Origin of the sequence: Ruminococcus sp. RTP21198st1_G1_RTP21198_201120 (genome assembly GCF_040924265.1) — a bacterium.
Lineage (GTDB): Bacteria > Bacillota > Clostridia > Oscillospirales > Ruminococcaceae > Hominimerdicola > Hominimerdicola aceti.
The window spans coordinates 1-17,326 of sequence record NZ_JBCOMH010000002.1 but is presented as its reverse complement, the minus strand read 5'-3'; the positions used below and the strand labels follow the sequence as shown (position 1 = coordinate 17,326).

At 40.2% G+C, this 17,326-nt stretch carries 14 protein-coding genes and 1 other annotated feature; of the genes, 5 read left to right on the top strand and 9 right to left on the bottom strand.

The window, feature by feature from the left end:
* Positions 1-15 precede the first annotated feature (15 nt).
* On the bottom strand, positions 16-1,491 hold the full coding sequence (trpE, locus tag AB5627_RS01460; protein ID WP_022288428.1) for an anthranilate synthase component I: 1,476 nt from the start codon (positions 1,489-1,491) through the stop codon (positions 16-18).
* Positions 1,492-1,567: 76 nt separating this feature from the next.
* Positions 1,568-1,820 (bottom strand) — a binding site (T-box leader).
* A gap of 206 nt (positions 1,821-2,026) precedes the next feature.
* Between trpE and AB5627_RS01455 the strand changes: the two genes are divergently transcribed.
* Positions 2,027-3,349, top strand: coding sequence for an AI-2E family transporter (locus tag AB5627_RS01455; RefSeq protein WP_022288429.1), 1,323 nt, complete (start codon positions 2,027-2,029; stop codon positions 3,347-3,349).
* A 49-nt stretch (positions 3,350-3,398) separates the two neighbouring features.
* Here the strand turns inward: AB5627_RS01455 and AB5627_RS01450 are convergent, their stop codons facing one another.
* The 3 genes from AB5627_RS01450 to AB5627_RS01440 all read right to left on the bottom strand — a co-directional run bounded on the left by AB5627_RS01450 (position 3,399) and on the right by AB5627_RS01440 (position 6,908).
* Positions 3,399-4,802, bottom strand: a complete 1,404-nt coding sequence (locus tag AB5627_RS01450; RefSeq protein WP_302837495.1) for a serine hydrolase — start codon at positions 4,800-4,802, stop codon at positions 3,399-3,401.
* A 38-nt stretch (positions 4,803-4,840) separates the two neighbouring features.
* Entirely contained in the window at positions 4,841-5,476 is a 636-nt protein-coding gene (locus tag AB5627_RS01445) for a hypothetical protein (protein ID WP_265290483.1), read from the bottom strand.
* A gap of 211 nt (positions 5,477-5,687) precedes the next feature.
* The gene (locus tag AB5627_RS01440; RefSeq protein ID WP_265290484.1) at positions 5,688-6,908 is read right to left on the bottom strand and encodes a peptidylprolyl isomerase; all 1,221 of its coding nucleotides are present in this window, start codon (positions 6,906-6,908) and stop codon (positions 5,688-5,690) included.
* 197 nt (positions 6,909-7,105) lie between these two features.
* Here AB5627_RS01440 and AB5627_RS01435 point away from each other — a divergent pair, with 197 nt between their 5' ends.
* Both AB5627_RS01435 and AB5627_RS01430 read left to right on the top strand, forming a co-directional pair.
* On the top strand, positions 7,106-7,858 hold the full coding sequence (locus AB5627_RS01435) for a glycerophosphodiester phosphodiesterase family protein (RefSeq protein WP_368369629.1): 753 nt from the start codon (positions 7,106-7,108) through the stop codon (positions 7,856-7,858).
* 1 nt (position 7,859) lies between these two features.
* Entirely contained in the window at positions 7,860-8,483 is a 624-nt protein-coding gene (locus AB5627_RS01430; RefSeq protein ID WP_242989503.1) for a pentapeptide repeat-containing protein, read from the top strand.
* A gap of 40 nt (positions 8,484-8,523) precedes the next feature.
* Here the strand turns inward: AB5627_RS01430 and udp are convergent, their stop codons facing one another.
* The 5 genes from udp to adhE form a co-directional block, all read right to left on the bottom strand.
* A complete protein-coding gene (udp, locus tag AB5627_RS01425; RefSeq protein ID WP_117898031.1) occupies positions 8,524-9,312 on the bottom strand; it encodes a uridine phosphorylase in 789 nt (262 codons plus the stop codon).
* A 20-nt stretch (positions 9,313-9,332) separates the two neighbouring features.
* Entirely contained in the window at positions 9,333-9,887 is a 555-nt protein-coding gene (locus tag AB5627_RS01420; protein WP_368369628.1) for a DUF3592 domain-containing protein, read from the bottom strand.
* Between the two features lie 61 nt (positions 9,888-9,948).
* Entirely contained in the window at positions 9,949-10,788 is an 840-nt protein-coding gene (nadC, locus tag AB5627_RS01415) for a carboxylating nicotinate-nucleotide diphosphorylase (RefSeq protein ID WP_302838188.1), read from the bottom strand.
* The gene (locus tag AB5627_RS01410) at positions 10,785-12,281 is read right to left on the bottom strand and encodes an L-aspartate oxidase (RefSeq protein ID WP_368369627.1); all 1,497 of its coding nucleotides are present in this window, start codon (positions 12,279-12,281) and stop codon (positions 10,785-10,787) included. The genes nadC and AB5627_RS01410 overlap by 4 nt, the downstream gene beginning before the upstream one ends.
* Positions 12,282-12,565: 284 nt before the next feature.
* The gene (gene adhE / locus AB5627_RS01405) at positions 12,566-15,184 is read right to left on the bottom strand and encodes a bifunctional acetaldehyde-CoA/alcohol dehydrogenase (RefSeq protein WP_117856427.1); all 2,619 of its coding nucleotides are present in this window, start codon (positions 15,182-15,184) and stop codon (positions 12,566-12,568) included.
* Between the two features lie 489 nt (positions 15,185-15,673).
* Here adhE and AB5627_RS01400 point away from each other — a divergent pair, with 489 nt between their 5' ends.
* Both AB5627_RS01400 and AB5627_RS01395 read left to right on the top strand, forming a co-directional pair.
* Positions 15,674-16,432 (top strand): phosphotransferase family protein, encoded by a 759-nt coding sequence (locus AB5627_RS01400; RefSeq protein ID WP_022288440.1) that lies wholly within the window; start codon positions 15,674-15,676, stop codon positions 16,430-16,432.
* Positions 16,433-16,643: 211 nt separating this feature from the next.
* Positions 16,644-17,234 carry a hypothetical protein gene (locus tag AB5627_RS01395; RefSeq protein WP_022288441.1) on the top strand — a complete coding sequence of 197 codons (591 nt, stop codon included), beginning with the start codon at positions 16,644-16,646 and terminating at the stop codon, positions 17,232-17,234.
* The last annotated feature ends 92 nt before the right edge of the window (positions 17,235-17,326 follow it).

Sequence of the window (17,326 nt, the reverse complement as noted above, 5' to 3'; positions counted from 1 at the left end):
TTAACTCCTTTTAAATTATAATTTGCTTGCTTCTTTTATTGCATTTATAACAGCCATTGCCTTGTTGCATGACTCCTGATATTCGTTCTCAGGAACTGAGTCTGCGACAACTCCGCCTCCTGCTTGGATATAAGCCTTGTTATTTTTGAAAAGCACTGTTCTTATAGCGATACAAGTATCCAGCGAACCGTCAAATGCAAGATAACCAACTGTTCCGCCATAAAGGCCTCTTTTTGTTGTTTCAAGCTCGTCGATTATCTCCATTGCTCTTACCTTCGGTGCGCCTGAAAGAGTGCCTGCAGGAAGAACTGCCATAAGTGCGTCAAGAGGTTTCTTATCTTCTCTCAGTGTACCCTTTACATTCGATACAAGGTGCATAACCTTTGAATATCTTTCAACTATCATCATGTCTGTAACAGTTACGGAGCCGAACTCAGAAACCTTTCCTATGTCGTTTCTTCCAAGGTCAACGAGCATTGTGTGTTCAGCTCTTTCCTTTGGATCGTTGAGAAGCTGTTGTTCATTGCGGATATCTTCGTCGTAGGTCGCTCCACGCTTGATAGTGCCTGCGATAGGTCTTGTTACTACCGTTCTGTTTTCAACAGATACAAGCATTTCAGGTGAAGCACCTGCAACAGCATAATCATTGTGCTTAAAGTAGTAAAGGTAAGGTGACGGATTAGTGGAGCGGAGCATTCTGTAAACGTCAAAGCTGTCAGGCGGATTGTCTATCTCAAATCTCTGTGACGGAACTATCTGGAAGATGTCGCCCTCTTTGATGTATTCCTTAGCCTTTTCAACGTTTGCGAGATAATGTTCCTTTGTGATGTTGGATTTTACTGTGATGTTGTCCTCCGTTGTCTTTGGAGTTTTCATAACAGGCTTGTAATTTCTAAGAGCTTCAACTACTTCGTTGCATATCTTTTCACATTCTTTGTATTTAATTTCAAGATCATCGCTCTTATTGATGTTGAGGATTATTACAGCCTTGTTTGAAAGGTGATCGTAAGCAACGATCTTTTCAAAAAGGTGCAGGTCAGCGTCAGGAAGTTTAAGATCGTCCTCAGGTGGGTTGCACAGTGTTTTCTCAAAGTATCTTATCATATCATAAGCGAAAAATCCTATTAGACCACCTGTGAGCTTTGGATAATTATTAAATCTCGGTGACTTGTGGCCTTCGATTATCTCAGAAAAGAAAGCGATAGGATCATCGACTTTTACCGTTTCATCAGCCTTGCCTTTCTCCTTAACAGTAACAACGTGCTTGTCAAGAATATATTCGCATTTAGGATCAATGCCCACATATGAATATCTGCCCCACTTGTCTTTATTATCTACAGATTCAAGAATGAAACAATCATCATACGCCTCGTGCAGACAGTTAAAAAGTTGTATTGGCGTACATGAATCCATGAGAAGCTCATAGAATACAGGCACAGTCTTGTAGTTTTCAAAAAGTTCCTTTACTTGTTCAATAGCAGGGTACAGCATAAATATTCCTCCTAAATGCTTTTTTGTCGTAAAATTGGCAATAAAAAAAAGTCCTGTCATCACACATAACATCTAGTTATGGGACGATAGAACCGTGGTGCCACCCAATTTCCCGATAATAAATTATCGGCTCACAGATACGCATTCTGACTGGCAGAAATCAATATCCTGTCCTTTAACGCAGGAATCACGGCGAGTGATACTCGTAAAAACTTTCACACCGCTCCTCACAAATCCATTCATCTGAAGAAAATGTATCAGCTCACACCTACCGCTGACTCTCTGTGACCTTTTGCATCAAACTACTTACTTTTGCTCATAGGATTTATCGTATTAACTTTAGTTTTATTATATTCCTCTGTTTCTAAAATGTCAATATCAGAAAATGTAAATATTATTGCTATTATGTAAATATTCTTTTGCGATTTGGATTTATACCAAAATAAATAATTTAAAATTTTCAATATTCCTTGCATTTATAAATAATGTAGTGTATAATAAAGTAATAGTTAAGGTAATTGAGAAAGGAAAATATATGAAAGTACAAACTAATAAGAAATACACCACAATTGCATTTTATGCAGTTATCGTTATTGCTATAAATGTGCTTTTGGTAGTGGCTGTATTTAAATTTAATACGATCTTAAAGCTTATTTCCACACTTGTTTCTGCACTTACGCCTGTTATAGTTGGTCTTGTGATCGCATTTCTTATAAATCCTATAATGGTGAATTTTGAAAAGCTGTTCAGAAATAAAGTGGTAAAAAATCCAGCTAAGAAAAAGCTTACCAGAGCCTGCTCAGTAACTGTAGCGTCACTTGTTTTTCTGGGGATAGTTGTTGGACTTACTTATGTTGTTGTTCCAGAACTTATAAATTCCATAATTGATATTTTTAACAATGCATCTAACATCGTTGTTAAAGTGCAGGGTTGGATAAATAAGCTGTTTAAAAACTATCCTGATATTGAAACAATGGCTACGGAGAAGCTCAAAGCTTTTTCAACTGATTTGGGAACCGTTATCGAGAAGATACAGCCGATGTTTGAAAATATTCTTTCGGGTGCATGGGGCGTTATCAATGTTCTTAAAAACTTTGTATTTGGATTTATCGTTTCTATCTATATGCTTTGCAGCAAGGAAAAGCTTCTTGCTCAGGCTAAGAAGATAATCATTGCAAACACAAAAAAGTCTACATGTGAGAAGATTATGAGAGTTTGCACTGAAACAAATAAAGTTTTTGCAGGTTTTTTGAGCGGAAAGATCATTGACTCGGCAATAATCGGAGTTCTTTGCTTTATAGGTCTGACTATCATGAATATGCCTTACAACATCATGATAAGTGTTCTTGTGGGTGTAACTAATATTATCCCATTTTTTGGACCGATAATCGGTGCGATACCATCAACTGCACTTATGCTGTTTATTGATCCTAAAAAAGCCATTATACTTCTTATTTTCATAGTTATTCTACAGCAGTTTGACGGCAATATCCTTGGTCCTAAGATACTTGGTGATTCTACTGGGCTTCCGGGTTTTTGGGTGCTGGTATCACTGTTCTTCTTTGGAAATTTGTTTGGGTTCATAGGTATGGTCATTGCAGTTCCGACTTTTGCATTGCTTTATACTTTTACACGAGAGAGCGTTGTTCAGCGATTAAGAAAGAAGAAGCTCCCTGTAGATACCGACTATTATATGGAGGATGTTGAGCATTTGTATAAGAAAAATGAAAAGCGTATTCCGCTTACACCTGAACAGCTTGACGCCATGGTCATTCCAAGTGCTGATGAGGTAAATGAGGTCAACAGAGAGGATGATCCAGAAATAGTTGACGATCACAACGAAAATAAAGATCAGTAAACGCAAAAGAGCGGTCTGTTCACGATTCATAGTGAGCAGACCGCTTGTTTTATTTCATGTATTTTTTCTGTATTTTTGCAATATGTATCACAGAGTATATTACTATAAGTGCAATAAGTATTGTTAATGTGACCTTGAAAACAGACGATTCAAAGTATGACTTAGCTATTTTAACCTTCGCTTTGACTTGGGAACGTTCTACTTTAGTTGTGGAAACTAGATCTATAGTTGCAAGCACTTCACCTTTGTAGACAAGTTCCATTTTACCAAGCACATCGCCAACTTCAACAGGTGCAACAACGTTGTCATAAACGGTTATTTTCTTTTCCACATCATTTACTGATATATCTACAGGCCACAGCCTTGTAAAACCATTTGCAGGTTTAAGATTTGCATAATCTATGCCGTCACCATAGCTTACCTTTACATCACGGACTTCGCTGTCTTTGTCCACAAAATCCGTTGCTACAAGACTTGAAAATGCCCATTTGTAAAGATTGATGTGATCAAGGAGGTTGTAGTAAACATTATCTCCACCATATATGGAATCAGGATCTTCCTCGCCCTTCTTCACATCTTCTTCAAGCTTATCCATTGGTGCACCCATTGTCACAATAAGATATGTGGTGCCTTCATATTCCGCATATGAAGCTAAACATCTTCCAGCGGAGTCAAGGGTGCCTGTCTTTATGCCTTTAGCATAGGAGTAGTAATAATCGGTCATTGAGTCAAGCATAAGGTTTGTATTATAAATATCTGTTCCATCTGAGTGATAAGAGGTGGATGCCATATGATAGCTTGGCAGACAGACAATATCACGAAATACCTGATATTTGCTTATGGCATATTCACAAAGAGTTGCCATATCCTTGCAGGACGAATAATTCTGTTGCGCCCATAGACCATGTGCATTTGAAAAGTGTGTATTTTCCATGCCGAGTTTTTCAGCTTTTTCATTCATAAGATCTGTAAATCCTGTTATGGAATCGGACACATTCAAAGCGATTATATTCGCTGCTTCACATGAGGATGGGATAAGCAGTGCCGCCAGAAGATCATAACAGCTTACTTCTTCGCCTGGTTGTATATCAGCTGTTGAAGCACCAGTATCATATAGTTCATCAAATGCTTCCGAGCCTGCTGAATAGTATGTATCTTTCAGTTTTTGTTCATCACCTTTGAATTTGTCCAGAAGCACTACAGCAGTCATTATCTTTGTTAGGGAAGCAGGCACACGCTCGTCCTCACCGTTTATGTCAGCGATAGCTTCACCGCTGTCAAGATTGACCATATAGACCGCTTCAGAGTAAAGCTCCAACGGTATCGCTTTTCCGTCATCGTCATAGCCTGATGTAGGTGTAAAATTGAATGCGTCTGCACACATCGCAGGCACAAGCAGCATTATTGCCAGCGTCATGGATAATATCCTGCTGATTTTTCGTTTTAGTTTCATTTACAGCTTCCTTTCGCACTGTATGTAAAGAGTCTTGCTCATTCAGTTTTCTCATAAAGTATATTAGCACCCTGTTTGCCCACACGTTTCACTCTTTCAAGATATGTGAGTATATTAAGCGTTACCTGTGCATATTCACGAGATATCTTTGCATTAAGGGCAAAGTCTTTAGAAGTGAACTGCTTTGGCAGGTCCTCCGGGAGGAACATATCAAAGTCGGCAGGGCAGTCGATATGTATTTCGTCAATAAGTCCCTTTGGTATCCTGTCATGGCGTGAAGATCCACGCTTTTTGTTCTTTGACCAGCCGTTAAGCAATCTTATCTCCTCGGTTTCAAGCATACAAAGGCACAAATGAAATCGGGGGTTATCAAGGGTGTATTTTATTTTGTACAGTTCGGGCATGACTTCATAGATAGTGTATTTTCTCGGCGATTTGTGCTTTTCTGACAACTCTCCTGTTTCAGTATCTATCCAACGGACATATTTGACCGCAGGGATAGGGTAGACCACTGTCACGTCACAGTAGTCAAGAAAGGCTTCAAGTTTTTTCAGCAGTTTGTTGAACTGTCTTGTTTGTACCTCGATAACACCGTTTTCGCATACGATATCAGCCACATATCCGCCAATGCGTATCTCCTGATTTTCACCATATGGCTCAAAATAGTTTTTCAAAACAGCATGAAGCGTTTTCTCACCTAGAGTTCCGATGCCGTTGCGTTCACGGCTTTTGCCTATGATTTTATCGCAAGCATCTTGAAATTTCAGCCTGTCCGTAAGATCACCTCAGTTTTTATTATATCAGATATTCACTCTCACGTCAATCACAAAAACGCATAAAAAGAGCCTGAGATCTGCTCAGGCTCTTTAATCATACCATGACCCATCAGGTTATGCTGTCCGCAGTTATCTTGTCCCACTGGTCGCAATACTTGACTTCCATTTTGTCCATTCTTTCGTTGTAAAGCTTTGAGATAGCAGGTGTATCATATGAATAGATCATATCGTCTATGTTCTGTTCTACATAATCCATATCAACCGGCAAACGCTTGATTATGAAATATCCATATGTGTCATTCTCTGTAAGTTCAGTGGAAATGTCGTTTTCTTTTAGTTTGAAAGCGTCTTTTACAAGCTCCTCAGGATATCCAGTCGTATCTTTATTGAAATAATATCCTGTTGAAGGATCTTCAAGACCGAGATCCCAGCCGTACTTCTCAATAAGCTTGTCAAAGTCTTCTCCATCCTGAGCTTTTTTCAGAACTTCCTCTGCAAGCTTCTTAGCTTTTTCCTTAGCTTTCTTTACACCGTCATCATCAAGCTTCGCATAAGCTGACTGCTTTGCGCTCGCTTTGTCTGAAAGTGACATACTGTCATAACTGTCAGCGGTACTGTCATCAAGATCTACCTGTGCATAGAAAGGGATCATAACGTGAATCTCACGGCAATACTCGCTTGTATCCTTGACTATTTTTTTAAAGTCCTCTTTTTTAGTTGCATATTTACCGTTATTCTTAAAAAGAGTATCGTTTACTTTAGTATAGATAGCGGCTGTTTCAAGCATTTTCCTGTAAAGATCTTCTGTGAGGTAAGCCGACTTAATATCATTAAGATAAGCTTCATCTGAATCATAGTTTGCTTTTGCTTTAGCTATCTGCTCATCAATTGTCTTGTTGTCATCGTCTGTAAGCTCAATTCCGTTTTCTTCTGCAAGCTCAGGTGCAACAAGTTCCTGCTTAAGTGCAGTGATAACGTCCTCCATAAGAAGCTCAAAACCACCGTCAGTTGACTTGATAGTGTCAAGGGTGGCTCCGTAAGTGGAAGTGTACTTGCTTATAGTATAATAATAGTAGTATCTGAAAGTATCAAAATCAATATCCTTGCCGTCAATGGTGCAAACGATAAAGTCCTTAGTATCAATGGACTTGCCGTCAATTGTAAGGGACGGCTCAGGTGTCTGTTTTTCAGTTGTGCTGTCAACAGCTGAAACAGAAGAATCCACTGTGGAAGATACGGTTGATGAGCTGTCGTTATTTTTGCTGCATGAAGTAAAGCTGCAAATAGCTATTGTGAGAGCTGCCGTAACAGCGGCTAATTTCTTTATCATAATAATTGTCCTTTCCTTTGAGAGAAAATCCTCTGCATAACATAAATTTAATTATATCTTATTATTGTGATGATACTGTGTGATAATTCTTAAACTTTCTGTGAATGAAATATATATTATCCAGCGTGATACAGTTGACAATCTAAGCCTGGGAGAGTATAATATAAATGACTTTAATACGAAAAGAGGTATCCCATATGGATTTTGGCAAATATATTGCTCACAGAGGTCTTCACTCAGAACTTGTTCCTGAAAATTCTCTTACCGCATTCAGGCTTGCGGTTGAAAAATGTCTTTCTATCGAGCTTGATGTACGTCTAACAAAGGATTGCCGCATTGTGGTTTTCCATGACAATGACCTTATGAGAATGTGCGGCATTGAGGGCAAGGTGTTTGATTACACATATGAACAGCTTTCTGCCTTTAAACTTAAAAACAGTGATGAAAAGATACCGCTGCTGTCTGAGGTGCTGAAAACTGTTGACGGCAAAGTGCCACTTCTTATTGAGCTTAAAGGCGGTGCGCTGTTTGGAGAGCTTGAAAGCCGACTTGACCATATGATGAAGAAATACAAAGGCGAATTTGCAGTGCAGAGCTTTAACCCGTTCTCAGTGATGTGGTTTAGGTTTCATTCACCAAAAGTCACAAGAGGTCAGCTTGTCTCAAAATACAGAAAAAACATTGACCTTGAGTATATCGAAAGATTCATCTGCGCCCAGCCATTTATATGGCGTTTTATATCAAAACCGCAGTTCATTGCAGCTGACCTTAGGTCAATAAGCCTTGAAACTGCTTTTCAGGCTGTCGATATCGATGCAGACTTGCTTACATGGACGGGAAGAGGCAAAGAGCTTATAGAAACTGCTTCACAGTTTTCAAAGACAGTTATAGCAGAGCAGTTTCCAGATGATTTTGATTTTTCTGACAATTGGGAGGAAAGCTGTGAATAAGATGCAAGACCTTCCATTGTGCGACCTTAACGAAGTCAAACGTACTGCAAAACGCACTGACAGCGATATTTCAGGCTGTAAATTTAGCGGAGAATATCTTGAAAGCGAAGATCTCTCCTGCCTGTCATTTATAAACTGTATGTTTGAAAACTGCACCTTTACCGATTGCGATTTTGAGCGTTCCTCATTCGTTGATGTGACGTTCATATCCTGCGATCTGTCAAATTCATCACTGGACTCATCCTACCTCAGCAGATGTGAGTTCCGCTCCTGCAAGCTCGTTGGCGCAGAGTTCAAGGATTGTTCCATTCAAGGTGTAACCTTTGAATCCTCAAACTGCGGATATGCCATATTTGATAAGTGCAAGCTGTCTGAAACCCAGGTGAAAAACAGTGATATGTCCTCCGCTGAGCTTGTTTCCTGCAATCTCAAAGCATTCAAGACCAGCGGCAGCAAATACCTTGGCACATCATTTTTCAGAACGGCTCTCGGCGGCGTTGATTTTTCTACCTGTCTTGTAAGTGGACTGCGCGTTTCTGATACATTCAGAGAACTCCGAAACGCTGTTTTTTCAGCCAATCAAGCTGTGGAGCTTTCAATGCTCCTTGGAATAAGAATAAAATAATTTTAGCCGCTATGACAATAAACGTCACAGCGGCTTTTTATCACTTTTTATCCTGTTCTATCAGTATTTTCACAGCGTTCACCGCACAGTGGATACCTCTTGTGGTGTCGTCGCTCACATTGTCTTCAAGGTCTGCCTTTGAACGCTCCACGTTCCATATAGCTGTTATAACAGCTCCACAGCGGACGTGTCTTGCGATACCTACTGAGAAAACTGCGGCACATTCCATTTCGGAAGTCATACAGCCACACCTTAAATATGCGTCCCAGCGGTAATTTATATCGCCGCTCACAGGCATTGAGTCAGGCTCTACTTCTCCATAAAAGCTGTCCTTGCTGTGGACAACGCCCACATGATAACGCTTGCCAAGCTTATCTTCTGACAGTTCAGCCGCAGCTTTTGCAAGGGCAGTTGTTACAGTGAAATCTGCTACAGCAGGGTAGCCCTCGGGGAGATATTCTTTTGACGTACCTTCGCCACGGACAGCCGCCGAAGCTATAACAAGGTCGCCACCGCTAACGGAAAGATCCATTCCTCCGCTTGTGCCAATACGAATAAATGTGTCTGCGCCGCACTTTACCAGTTCCTCCACTGCAATTGCCGCAGATGGTCCTCCGATACCGGTCGAGCACACAGTTACCTTTTCACCGTCAAGATAGCCTGTATAAACATTGTATTCTCTGTTTTGAGCCACCTGCTTTGCGTCATCAAGAAGTGCCGCTATTTTCGGCACTCTTCCAGGGTCGCCCGGCATAATAACATATCTGCCCACTTCATCAGGGATAGTTCTTATGTGAAATTGTCTTTCACCGTCCATAATGCTTGCCATAAAAATTCCTCCTCTCAGAATTATTCGTCGTATGGATAATTATTTTCTTCGTATAATTCATTTTCTGCAAAATTTTTTCCGGATTTCTGTTTTTTCTTTATATGTATAAGCACTATGATAAGCACTATTGCTATAGTCGCAAACAGCCCGCCTAATCCACAGAAAACAACTGTTAATATGGTATTGGTTGTATCATTTGGTGCATAAAACGTTTCAGGGTCATCAGGGTCACAGAATATCTGGATCGTTTGTCCTCTTCTGTATCTGACGTTGCTGGAATATGTATTGCTGTGAGTGGTGTAGAGCTGTCCGTCAACGTTATATGAATACACTGGTGTGTAAACTGTGCTATATGATACGTGTCCGTCATCGTCCTCATGTCGTTCATCTTTGCTGAGAATGTCTGATATTATAGCATTGACTTCAAGAGTACATCTGTTTTTGAGCTGAGTTTGGTGTATTGCAAAACCTATTCCAACTGCAAGAAATGTCACGCCAACCAACATGAAAACTAACGCTATTATTTTCATTGCTGATTTGCTGTAATGCACATGAGATCTTTTGTAATAACGCATATTTTCCCCCATTTAAGCATAAAAGCCAACACCTTAATATGGCGTTGACTTTTGTTTTATCTTACTTTTCCATTTTCATTGAAATGTCAAACGCCTTGACTGAGTGTGTGATAGCACCGATAGAAATGATATCAACGCCCGTTTCAGCTATTGCACGGATTGTTTCAGAAGTCACGTTTCCTGAAGCTTCTAAAAGTGCTTTGCCATTTGTCATTTCAACAGCCTTTGCCATATCTTCATTTGTCATATTGTCTAGCATGATTATCTCAACGCCAAGTGTAAGAGCTTCTTTGAGTTCTTCAAGGTTTCCGACTTCAACTTCTATCTTGACAGTATGCCCCATTTTTTCTCTGAGAGCGTTTACTGCGCCTGTCATGCTGCCATATGCGTCAAGGTGAGTGTCTTTTAGCATTGCGCAATCTGAAAGATTGTATCTGTGGTTTTTTCCACCGCCTACTGTAACTGCATATTTCTGCAAAACTCTAAGACCTGGGAGCGTTTTTCTTGTATCCGCAACAGACGCATTTGTACCCTTTACAAGCTCTACGCATCTGTTTGTTGCAGTTGCAACGCCTGACATATGCTGAACGATGTTCAGTGCCGTTCTTTCGCCTTTGAGCAAGGCTCTTGTTGAGCCTGTTATTCTTGCGATAATGTCGCCTTTCTTGACCTTTTCACCGTCATGGATAAATATCTCACATTTAACATTGCTGTCAAGAAGCTGAAAAACTCTCATTGCAACATCAATTCCACAAAGAACGCCTTCGTCCTTTGAAACATACTTTGCTGTTGAAACTGAATTTTCGTCAACAAGATAATCCGTTGTAACGTCTATATAGTTGATATCCTCCAGCAGAGCTGTTTTAATGATATCGTCGATCTGAAACTGCATTAATCTCATTTGTTTTCCTCCATTTTTTCTTTGGATTTGAGCTTTTCGATAGCGTCCTTTAATACGATATAAGCGACAGTTGTAAGAGACCTTGCTTCAACATAATCTCTGTCTATTTTGAAATTACCGTCACAAAGGAAATTTTTTAGCTTTGTTACTTCTTCAAGATCAGGCGGCAAAGCCTCCTTATCAGGGATAACGAAATATGCACGCTGCATTATATCTCTTATCTCTGTTCTTATGCCCTGAGGAATGTGCGGGGCTTCATTGTCTATCTTGAAATCGTATGTTTCAAGGTCACCACTGTCAGATTTTATCTTCTCATTGATGTCAGCCGCAGCACGTCTTGAAAATACCAAAGCTTCAAGTAGGGAATTGCTTGCAAGTCTGTTATTGCCGTGAACACCTGTATGTGAACATTCGCCGCAAGCATAGAGCCTGTCAATGTTAGTTCTTGCATATGTATCAACATTTATGCCGCCCATAAGGTAATGATGACAAGGGAAAATAGGTATCATATCCTTGGTCATGTCATAACCTGCTTCGAGAAGCTTTTCATTTATCATAGGAAATCTGTTTCTGACAAACTCAGGGTCTTTGTGAGTGATATCAAGATAGAATTTGTCAGAGCCTGTTTTCTTGGCTTCAGCCATGATTGCATGAGAAACAACATCTCTTGGCGCAAGCTCCAGACGGTCGTCATAATTTTGCATAAATCTTTCGCCGTTGCAGTTTTTAAGATAAGCTCCCTCGCCTCTGACAGATTCAGATATAAGGAAAGTTTCACGAGTGTGCTTGTTGTTAAAGCCTGTTGGGTGGAACTGGATATAGCTGAGGTTTTTTATCTCTGCTCCAAGCTCATGAGCGATAGTTATGCCGTCGCCTGTTGCGATAGCGGAGTTTGTAGTGTATTCGTAAACTCTGCCTATTCCACCAGTTGCAAAAATGGCGTATCTGCAATTATATGTCGTATATTCGTTGTCATTAGTCAGTACAAGAATGGAAAAACCTGTTTCGGTTTTCTTTGCGTTGCACATAACGACATTTTCGAGTATTTCAACATTATCTAGCTGTTGAACATTTCTTAGTAGAGTTGTTTCGATCTCCAGACCTGTGGTATCGGCATGATGAAAAATCCTGTTCATACCGTGTCCACCTTCGAGAGTGCGGTGATAAGATCCATCAGGACACTTATCAAAGTCAGCACCAAGCTCTATGAGTTTTCCAATGTCAATATAGGCTTCGTCAACAAGGACCTGAGTGGACTCAGGATCATTTTCAAATCCACCTGCTACAAATGTATCATGTTTGTGATATTCAGGCGAGTCCTTTGGATTGTCATAAACGCCTGCAATTCCACCCTGCGCAAGGGAAGAGTTACACAAGGTCAGCTCTCTTTTGGAAAGCACAAGTACATTTAAATCACGGGAAAGGTTAAGTGCTGCATATAGACCTGCCGCACCGCAGCCAGCGATAATAACGTCATAATTTTTGTTGTTCATATTTGTAACCTCTTTGTATGGCGGAGTGTCGCCAAGTGTTATGTAAAAATCACATCAGATATTGCTCTGAAATAATTTATACTTATTTCATTATACCATATATTTTTTCATTTTTCAACTGTTATTTGAATATATAATACACATACCTTACATTATTATTTTAAGTGCAAATTAACAAAAAAATGACTGCCTGCTCCCTAAAGGGAACAAGCAGTCGGAGGTTTATTATAGATCAACTAATAATCAAATATTAGTCACTCTGCAAATTGCTTTGTCAGCAAAGATTATTTGCCGTAGTAAGCCTTGAGGTACATTTCCTTCAGCTCGCTCATCAGTGGGTATCTTGGGTTAGCACCTGTGCACTGGTCATCAAATGCGTCCTCAACCATGTTGTCGAGAGTGTCAAGGAAGTGCTTCTCGTCTACGCCGTAATCAGCGATAGTCTTCTTGATACCAACTCTTTCCTTGAGAGCCTCGATAGCGTCGATGAACTTGTTGAGTGTATCCTCATCGTTCTTACCAACGATACCAAGTGAATGTGCACACTCGCAGTATCTCTCAAGAGTATGTGGATACTGATACTGTGAGAAAGTACCCATCTTTCTAGGTGTTGGGTCAGCGTTGTATCTCATTACCATTGTGATAAGGAGAGCGTTAGCAACGCCGTGTGGCAGGTGATGATAAGCACCAAGCTTATGAGCCATTGAGTGGCAAACACCGAGGAATGCGTTAGCAAATGCCATACCAGCCATTGTAGATGCTGTAGCCATTTCCTCACGAGCCTTAACGTCTGTCTGACCGTTGTCATATGCACCTGGCAGATACTTGAAAATGAGCTTCATAGCTCTCAGTGCAAGACCGTCAGTGTAATCTGTAGCCATTACAGATGCATAAGCCTCAAGAGCGTGTGTCAGAGCGTCGATACCTGATGCAGAAGTCAGACCTCTTGGAGCAGACATCATCATATCTGTATCAACGATAGCCATGTTAGGCATGAGCTGGTAGTCAGCCAGAGGATACTTAGTACCTGTCTTTTCATCAGTGATAACTGCGAAAGGTGTTACCTCAGAACCTGTACCAGAAGATGTTGGGATAGCAATGAAGTATGCCTTCTCACCCATCTTAGGGAATGTGTAAACTCTCTTACGGATATCGATATATCTCATAGCCATATCGAAAAAGTCAGCGTCTGGATGCTCGTAAAGAACCCACATGATCTTACCAGCGTCCATTGCAGAACCACCGCCGATAGCGATAATTGTGTCAGGCTCGAAAGCTCTCAACTGAGCAACACCCTCAAGTGCGCAAGCAAGTGTTGGGTCTGGAGCAACATCGAAGAATGTTTCGTGGAGAATACCCATTTCATCGAGTTTATCTGTGATAGCCTTTGTATAACCATTCTTATAAAGGAACTGGTCTGTTACGATGAATGCCTTTTTCTTGCCCATAACAGTCTTCAACTCGTCAAGAGCAACAGGGAGACAACCCTTCTTGAAGTATACCTTTTCAGGTGCTCTGAACCAAAGCATATTCTCTCTCCTCTCAACGACTGTCTTAATGTTCAGCAGGTGCTTAACGCCAACGTTCTCAGAAACTGAGTTGCCGCCCCATGAGCCGCAGCCGAGTGTGAGGGAAGGAGCAAAGTCAAAGTTGTAGAGGTCACCGATACCGCCAAGTGAAGAAGGTGTGTTTACGATAAGACGGCAAGTCTTCATTCTTGCAGCGAACTTATTGAGCTTTTCTCTCTCGTTTATGTTATCTACCCAAAGAACTGAAGTATGACCAAGACCACCGTTGTTTACGAGAAGTGCCTCTGCGATGTCAAGAGCGTCGTCAAAGTTCTTTGACTTGTACATACCAAGGATAGTTGTGAGCTTTTCGTGACCGAAAGCCTCTTCAGGAGCTGTGCTTGTAGCCTCGCCGATGAGTACCTTTGTATCCTCTGGAACTTCAAAGCCAGCCATTTTAGCGATAGTTACAGGACGCTGACCAACGATCTTAGCATTAAGAGCACCGTTGATGAGCATTGTCTTTCTTATCTTGTCAGCCTCTTCATCGTTGAGGAAGTAGCAACCTCTCTTGATGAATTCCTTCTTAACATCGTTGTAAACTGTCTTATCAGCGATAACTGTCTGCTCTGTAGCACAAATCATACCGTTATCAAATGTCTTAGAATGAATGATAGAGTTTACAGCGTTTACGATATCAGCAGAAGAATCGATGATAGCGGATGCGTTACCGGCACCAACACCGAGAGCTGGTGTACCAGATGAGTAAGCAGCCTTTACCATTCCAGGACCGCCTGTAGCGAGGATTGTGTCAGACTCTCTCATGATCATGTTTGTGAGTTCAAGAGAAGGAACATCGATCCAACCGATGATACCCTTTGGAGCACCTGCTGCAACAGCTGCATCATAAACGATTTTAGCAGCAGCGATAGTTGACTTCTTTGCTCTTGGGTGTGGTGAGATTATGATACCATTTCTTGTCTTAAGACAGATAAGTGTCTTGAATATAGCAGTAGAAGTTGGGTTTGTTGTTGGGATAACAGCAGCGATAAGACCGATAGGCTCGTAAATTCTCATTGTGCCGTAAGCCTTGTTTTCCTCAAAAACACCACAAGTCTGAACATTCTTGTACTTATTGTAGATGTGCTCAGCAGCATAGTTGTTCTTGATAACCTTGTCTTCAACGATACCCATGCCTGTTTCCTCAACAGCCATCTTTGCAAGTGGGATTCTTGCCTTGTTAGCAGCGATAGCAGCAGCCTTGAAAATCTTATCTACCTGCTCCTGTGTGTAGGTAGCGAAGATAGCCTGTGCAGCTCTTACTTCAGCGATCTTAGCAGTCAAAGCTTCCTCTGTATCGACGATGCCGACTGTTTTAGCTTCACTCTTTGCCATAAAATAAACCTCCAATAAATTAATTATTGTTTTTTACTCTTGATAACCCCCGCTCGGGTTTTATCTTAGTTATATTATATACGATTGTTATTTTTTTGTCAATCTTATAAAGTCACAGCTTTTTTGATATTTTACGTCGTTTTATTATGCAATATACATAAATATTGAACATTGTTTTATGATAGATTAACAATTCATGACCGTCATATTGCACAATAAAAATCAGATTGATAAAAATTTATCATATATGCCGCCTGAAAGAAGATTAATAAACATAAGATAAAATCTAAACAAAAATAAAACAGTTGTGAAAATAACGAAAAAGTGCTTGACATTTAGAAAATATGTAGTATAATATAGACATAACAGAGATACATAGAAAGCGCTGAGATGTAAAGGTAATTTTACACAATAAGGCTGTTGAAAAATCGATGTATACTCTGAAACTCGACTTAATACCATATTTTAAAATAAAAGGAGATATGACTTATGAAACTTGATAACTTTGTAGCATCCAGCGACATCTATGATGTTTATGAATCTGATGGAATGGCAGTCAGGATCTATAAGAAGCCTGAATACAAGGAAAAGTGTCTGTATGCGGCTCTTACACACGCAAGAGTTGAAACAACACTTGGCAATTCCTTTATAAAGATGCCTGTTCTTCACGAGGTTTCCGTTATTGACGGCAAATGGGCTATTACAATGGACTTTATAAAAGGTAAGACTCTTCAGCAGCTTATGGACGAAAATCCAGACAAGAAAGACACATATCTTAACCAGTTTATCGACATTCAGTGCGAGATACACGCTCAGTATATGCCACTTCTTTCAAAGCTGAAAGATAAGATGGCAAGACAGATCAAGACTCTTGGTCAGATCGATGAGATAAAGAAGTATGAGCTTCTCACAAGACTTGATTCAATGCCAAAGCACATCAAGCTTTGCCATGGTAACTTTGAGCCAAAGAACGTTATCATTAATGACGAAGGTACTTATGTTATCAATTGGGGTTCTGCTAGACAAGGCAATGCTTCTGCTGACGTTGCAAGAACATACCTGCTGTTCTGCCTTAACAATCCTGATCTTGCTGAGGCTTATCTTGATAAGTATTGCGTAAAGAGCGGAACATCTAAGCAGTATGTACAGGCTTGGTTGCCGATCGTTGCAGCAGCACAGCTCATTAAGGGCAAACCAGAGGAGAAGGATCTGCTCATGAAGTGGATCGACGTTGTAGATTACGATTAGTCTTTTCGTCAGGTTGTAACAAATTTGTAACCTCTTATTGTGCAAATAGCTAAAAAATGATTTATCCCGATTATGAGTTTCGTCATAATCGGGATATTTTGTTACAATTCTTTATAATCTCTTTACAGAGTAATTTTCATGTGATATAATGTGAAACTGTTGAAATATGACATAATGATTTAGGACTACAGAGGTTATTCGGAGGATCAATATGAAAAAGCTAATGATAGCTGTTGCTATAGTTTGCACTATGTTTGCTTTCCCGGCTTGTGGAAAAAATGCCGATAATAAAACAGAAAATAATGTTAATCTTACAAATAATGACGTAACGACAGCTCAGACAGAGGTTACTGATGAAGTGCCAGACGAAACTACTTCACTCCCTGACAGAAGCACTCTTGAAAAGATACCAGATGAGGCTGTTGATTCGTTTAATCAGGTCGTAGATGTCTGCAAGGAGATATACCCTTTGGCTGAAAAAACAAAAAGGCTTTATGGCTATACAGGCACTAAGACTGTGAACAAAAAGAATTGTTACATTTTTGTTATATATGATAAAAATGATGATGTGTTGACAAAGGTGGCAACTGTCGCTGCCGAGGTCGCATCAGATAAGCTTTACGTTCTCGATGATGAAACAGGAAGTGCTGAAAAAATCAATACCGAGGATGTTAAAACTCAATCTACAGAGTCATGGGCAGATCAAGTAACTGAGTCTTTTGCTGAATACTATCAGAGCAAAGAGGTTAACGACCATCTTGCTGCAGTTGTTGAAACAGCCGCGGTTAAAACAGTTCGCTAATACTTTATATAAAAGGGGCTGTAAAAAAACGCGCAATAAAAAAAGACTGCAACCACCCTTAAAAGGGTAGGAAAGCAGTCTTTTTTGTGGTA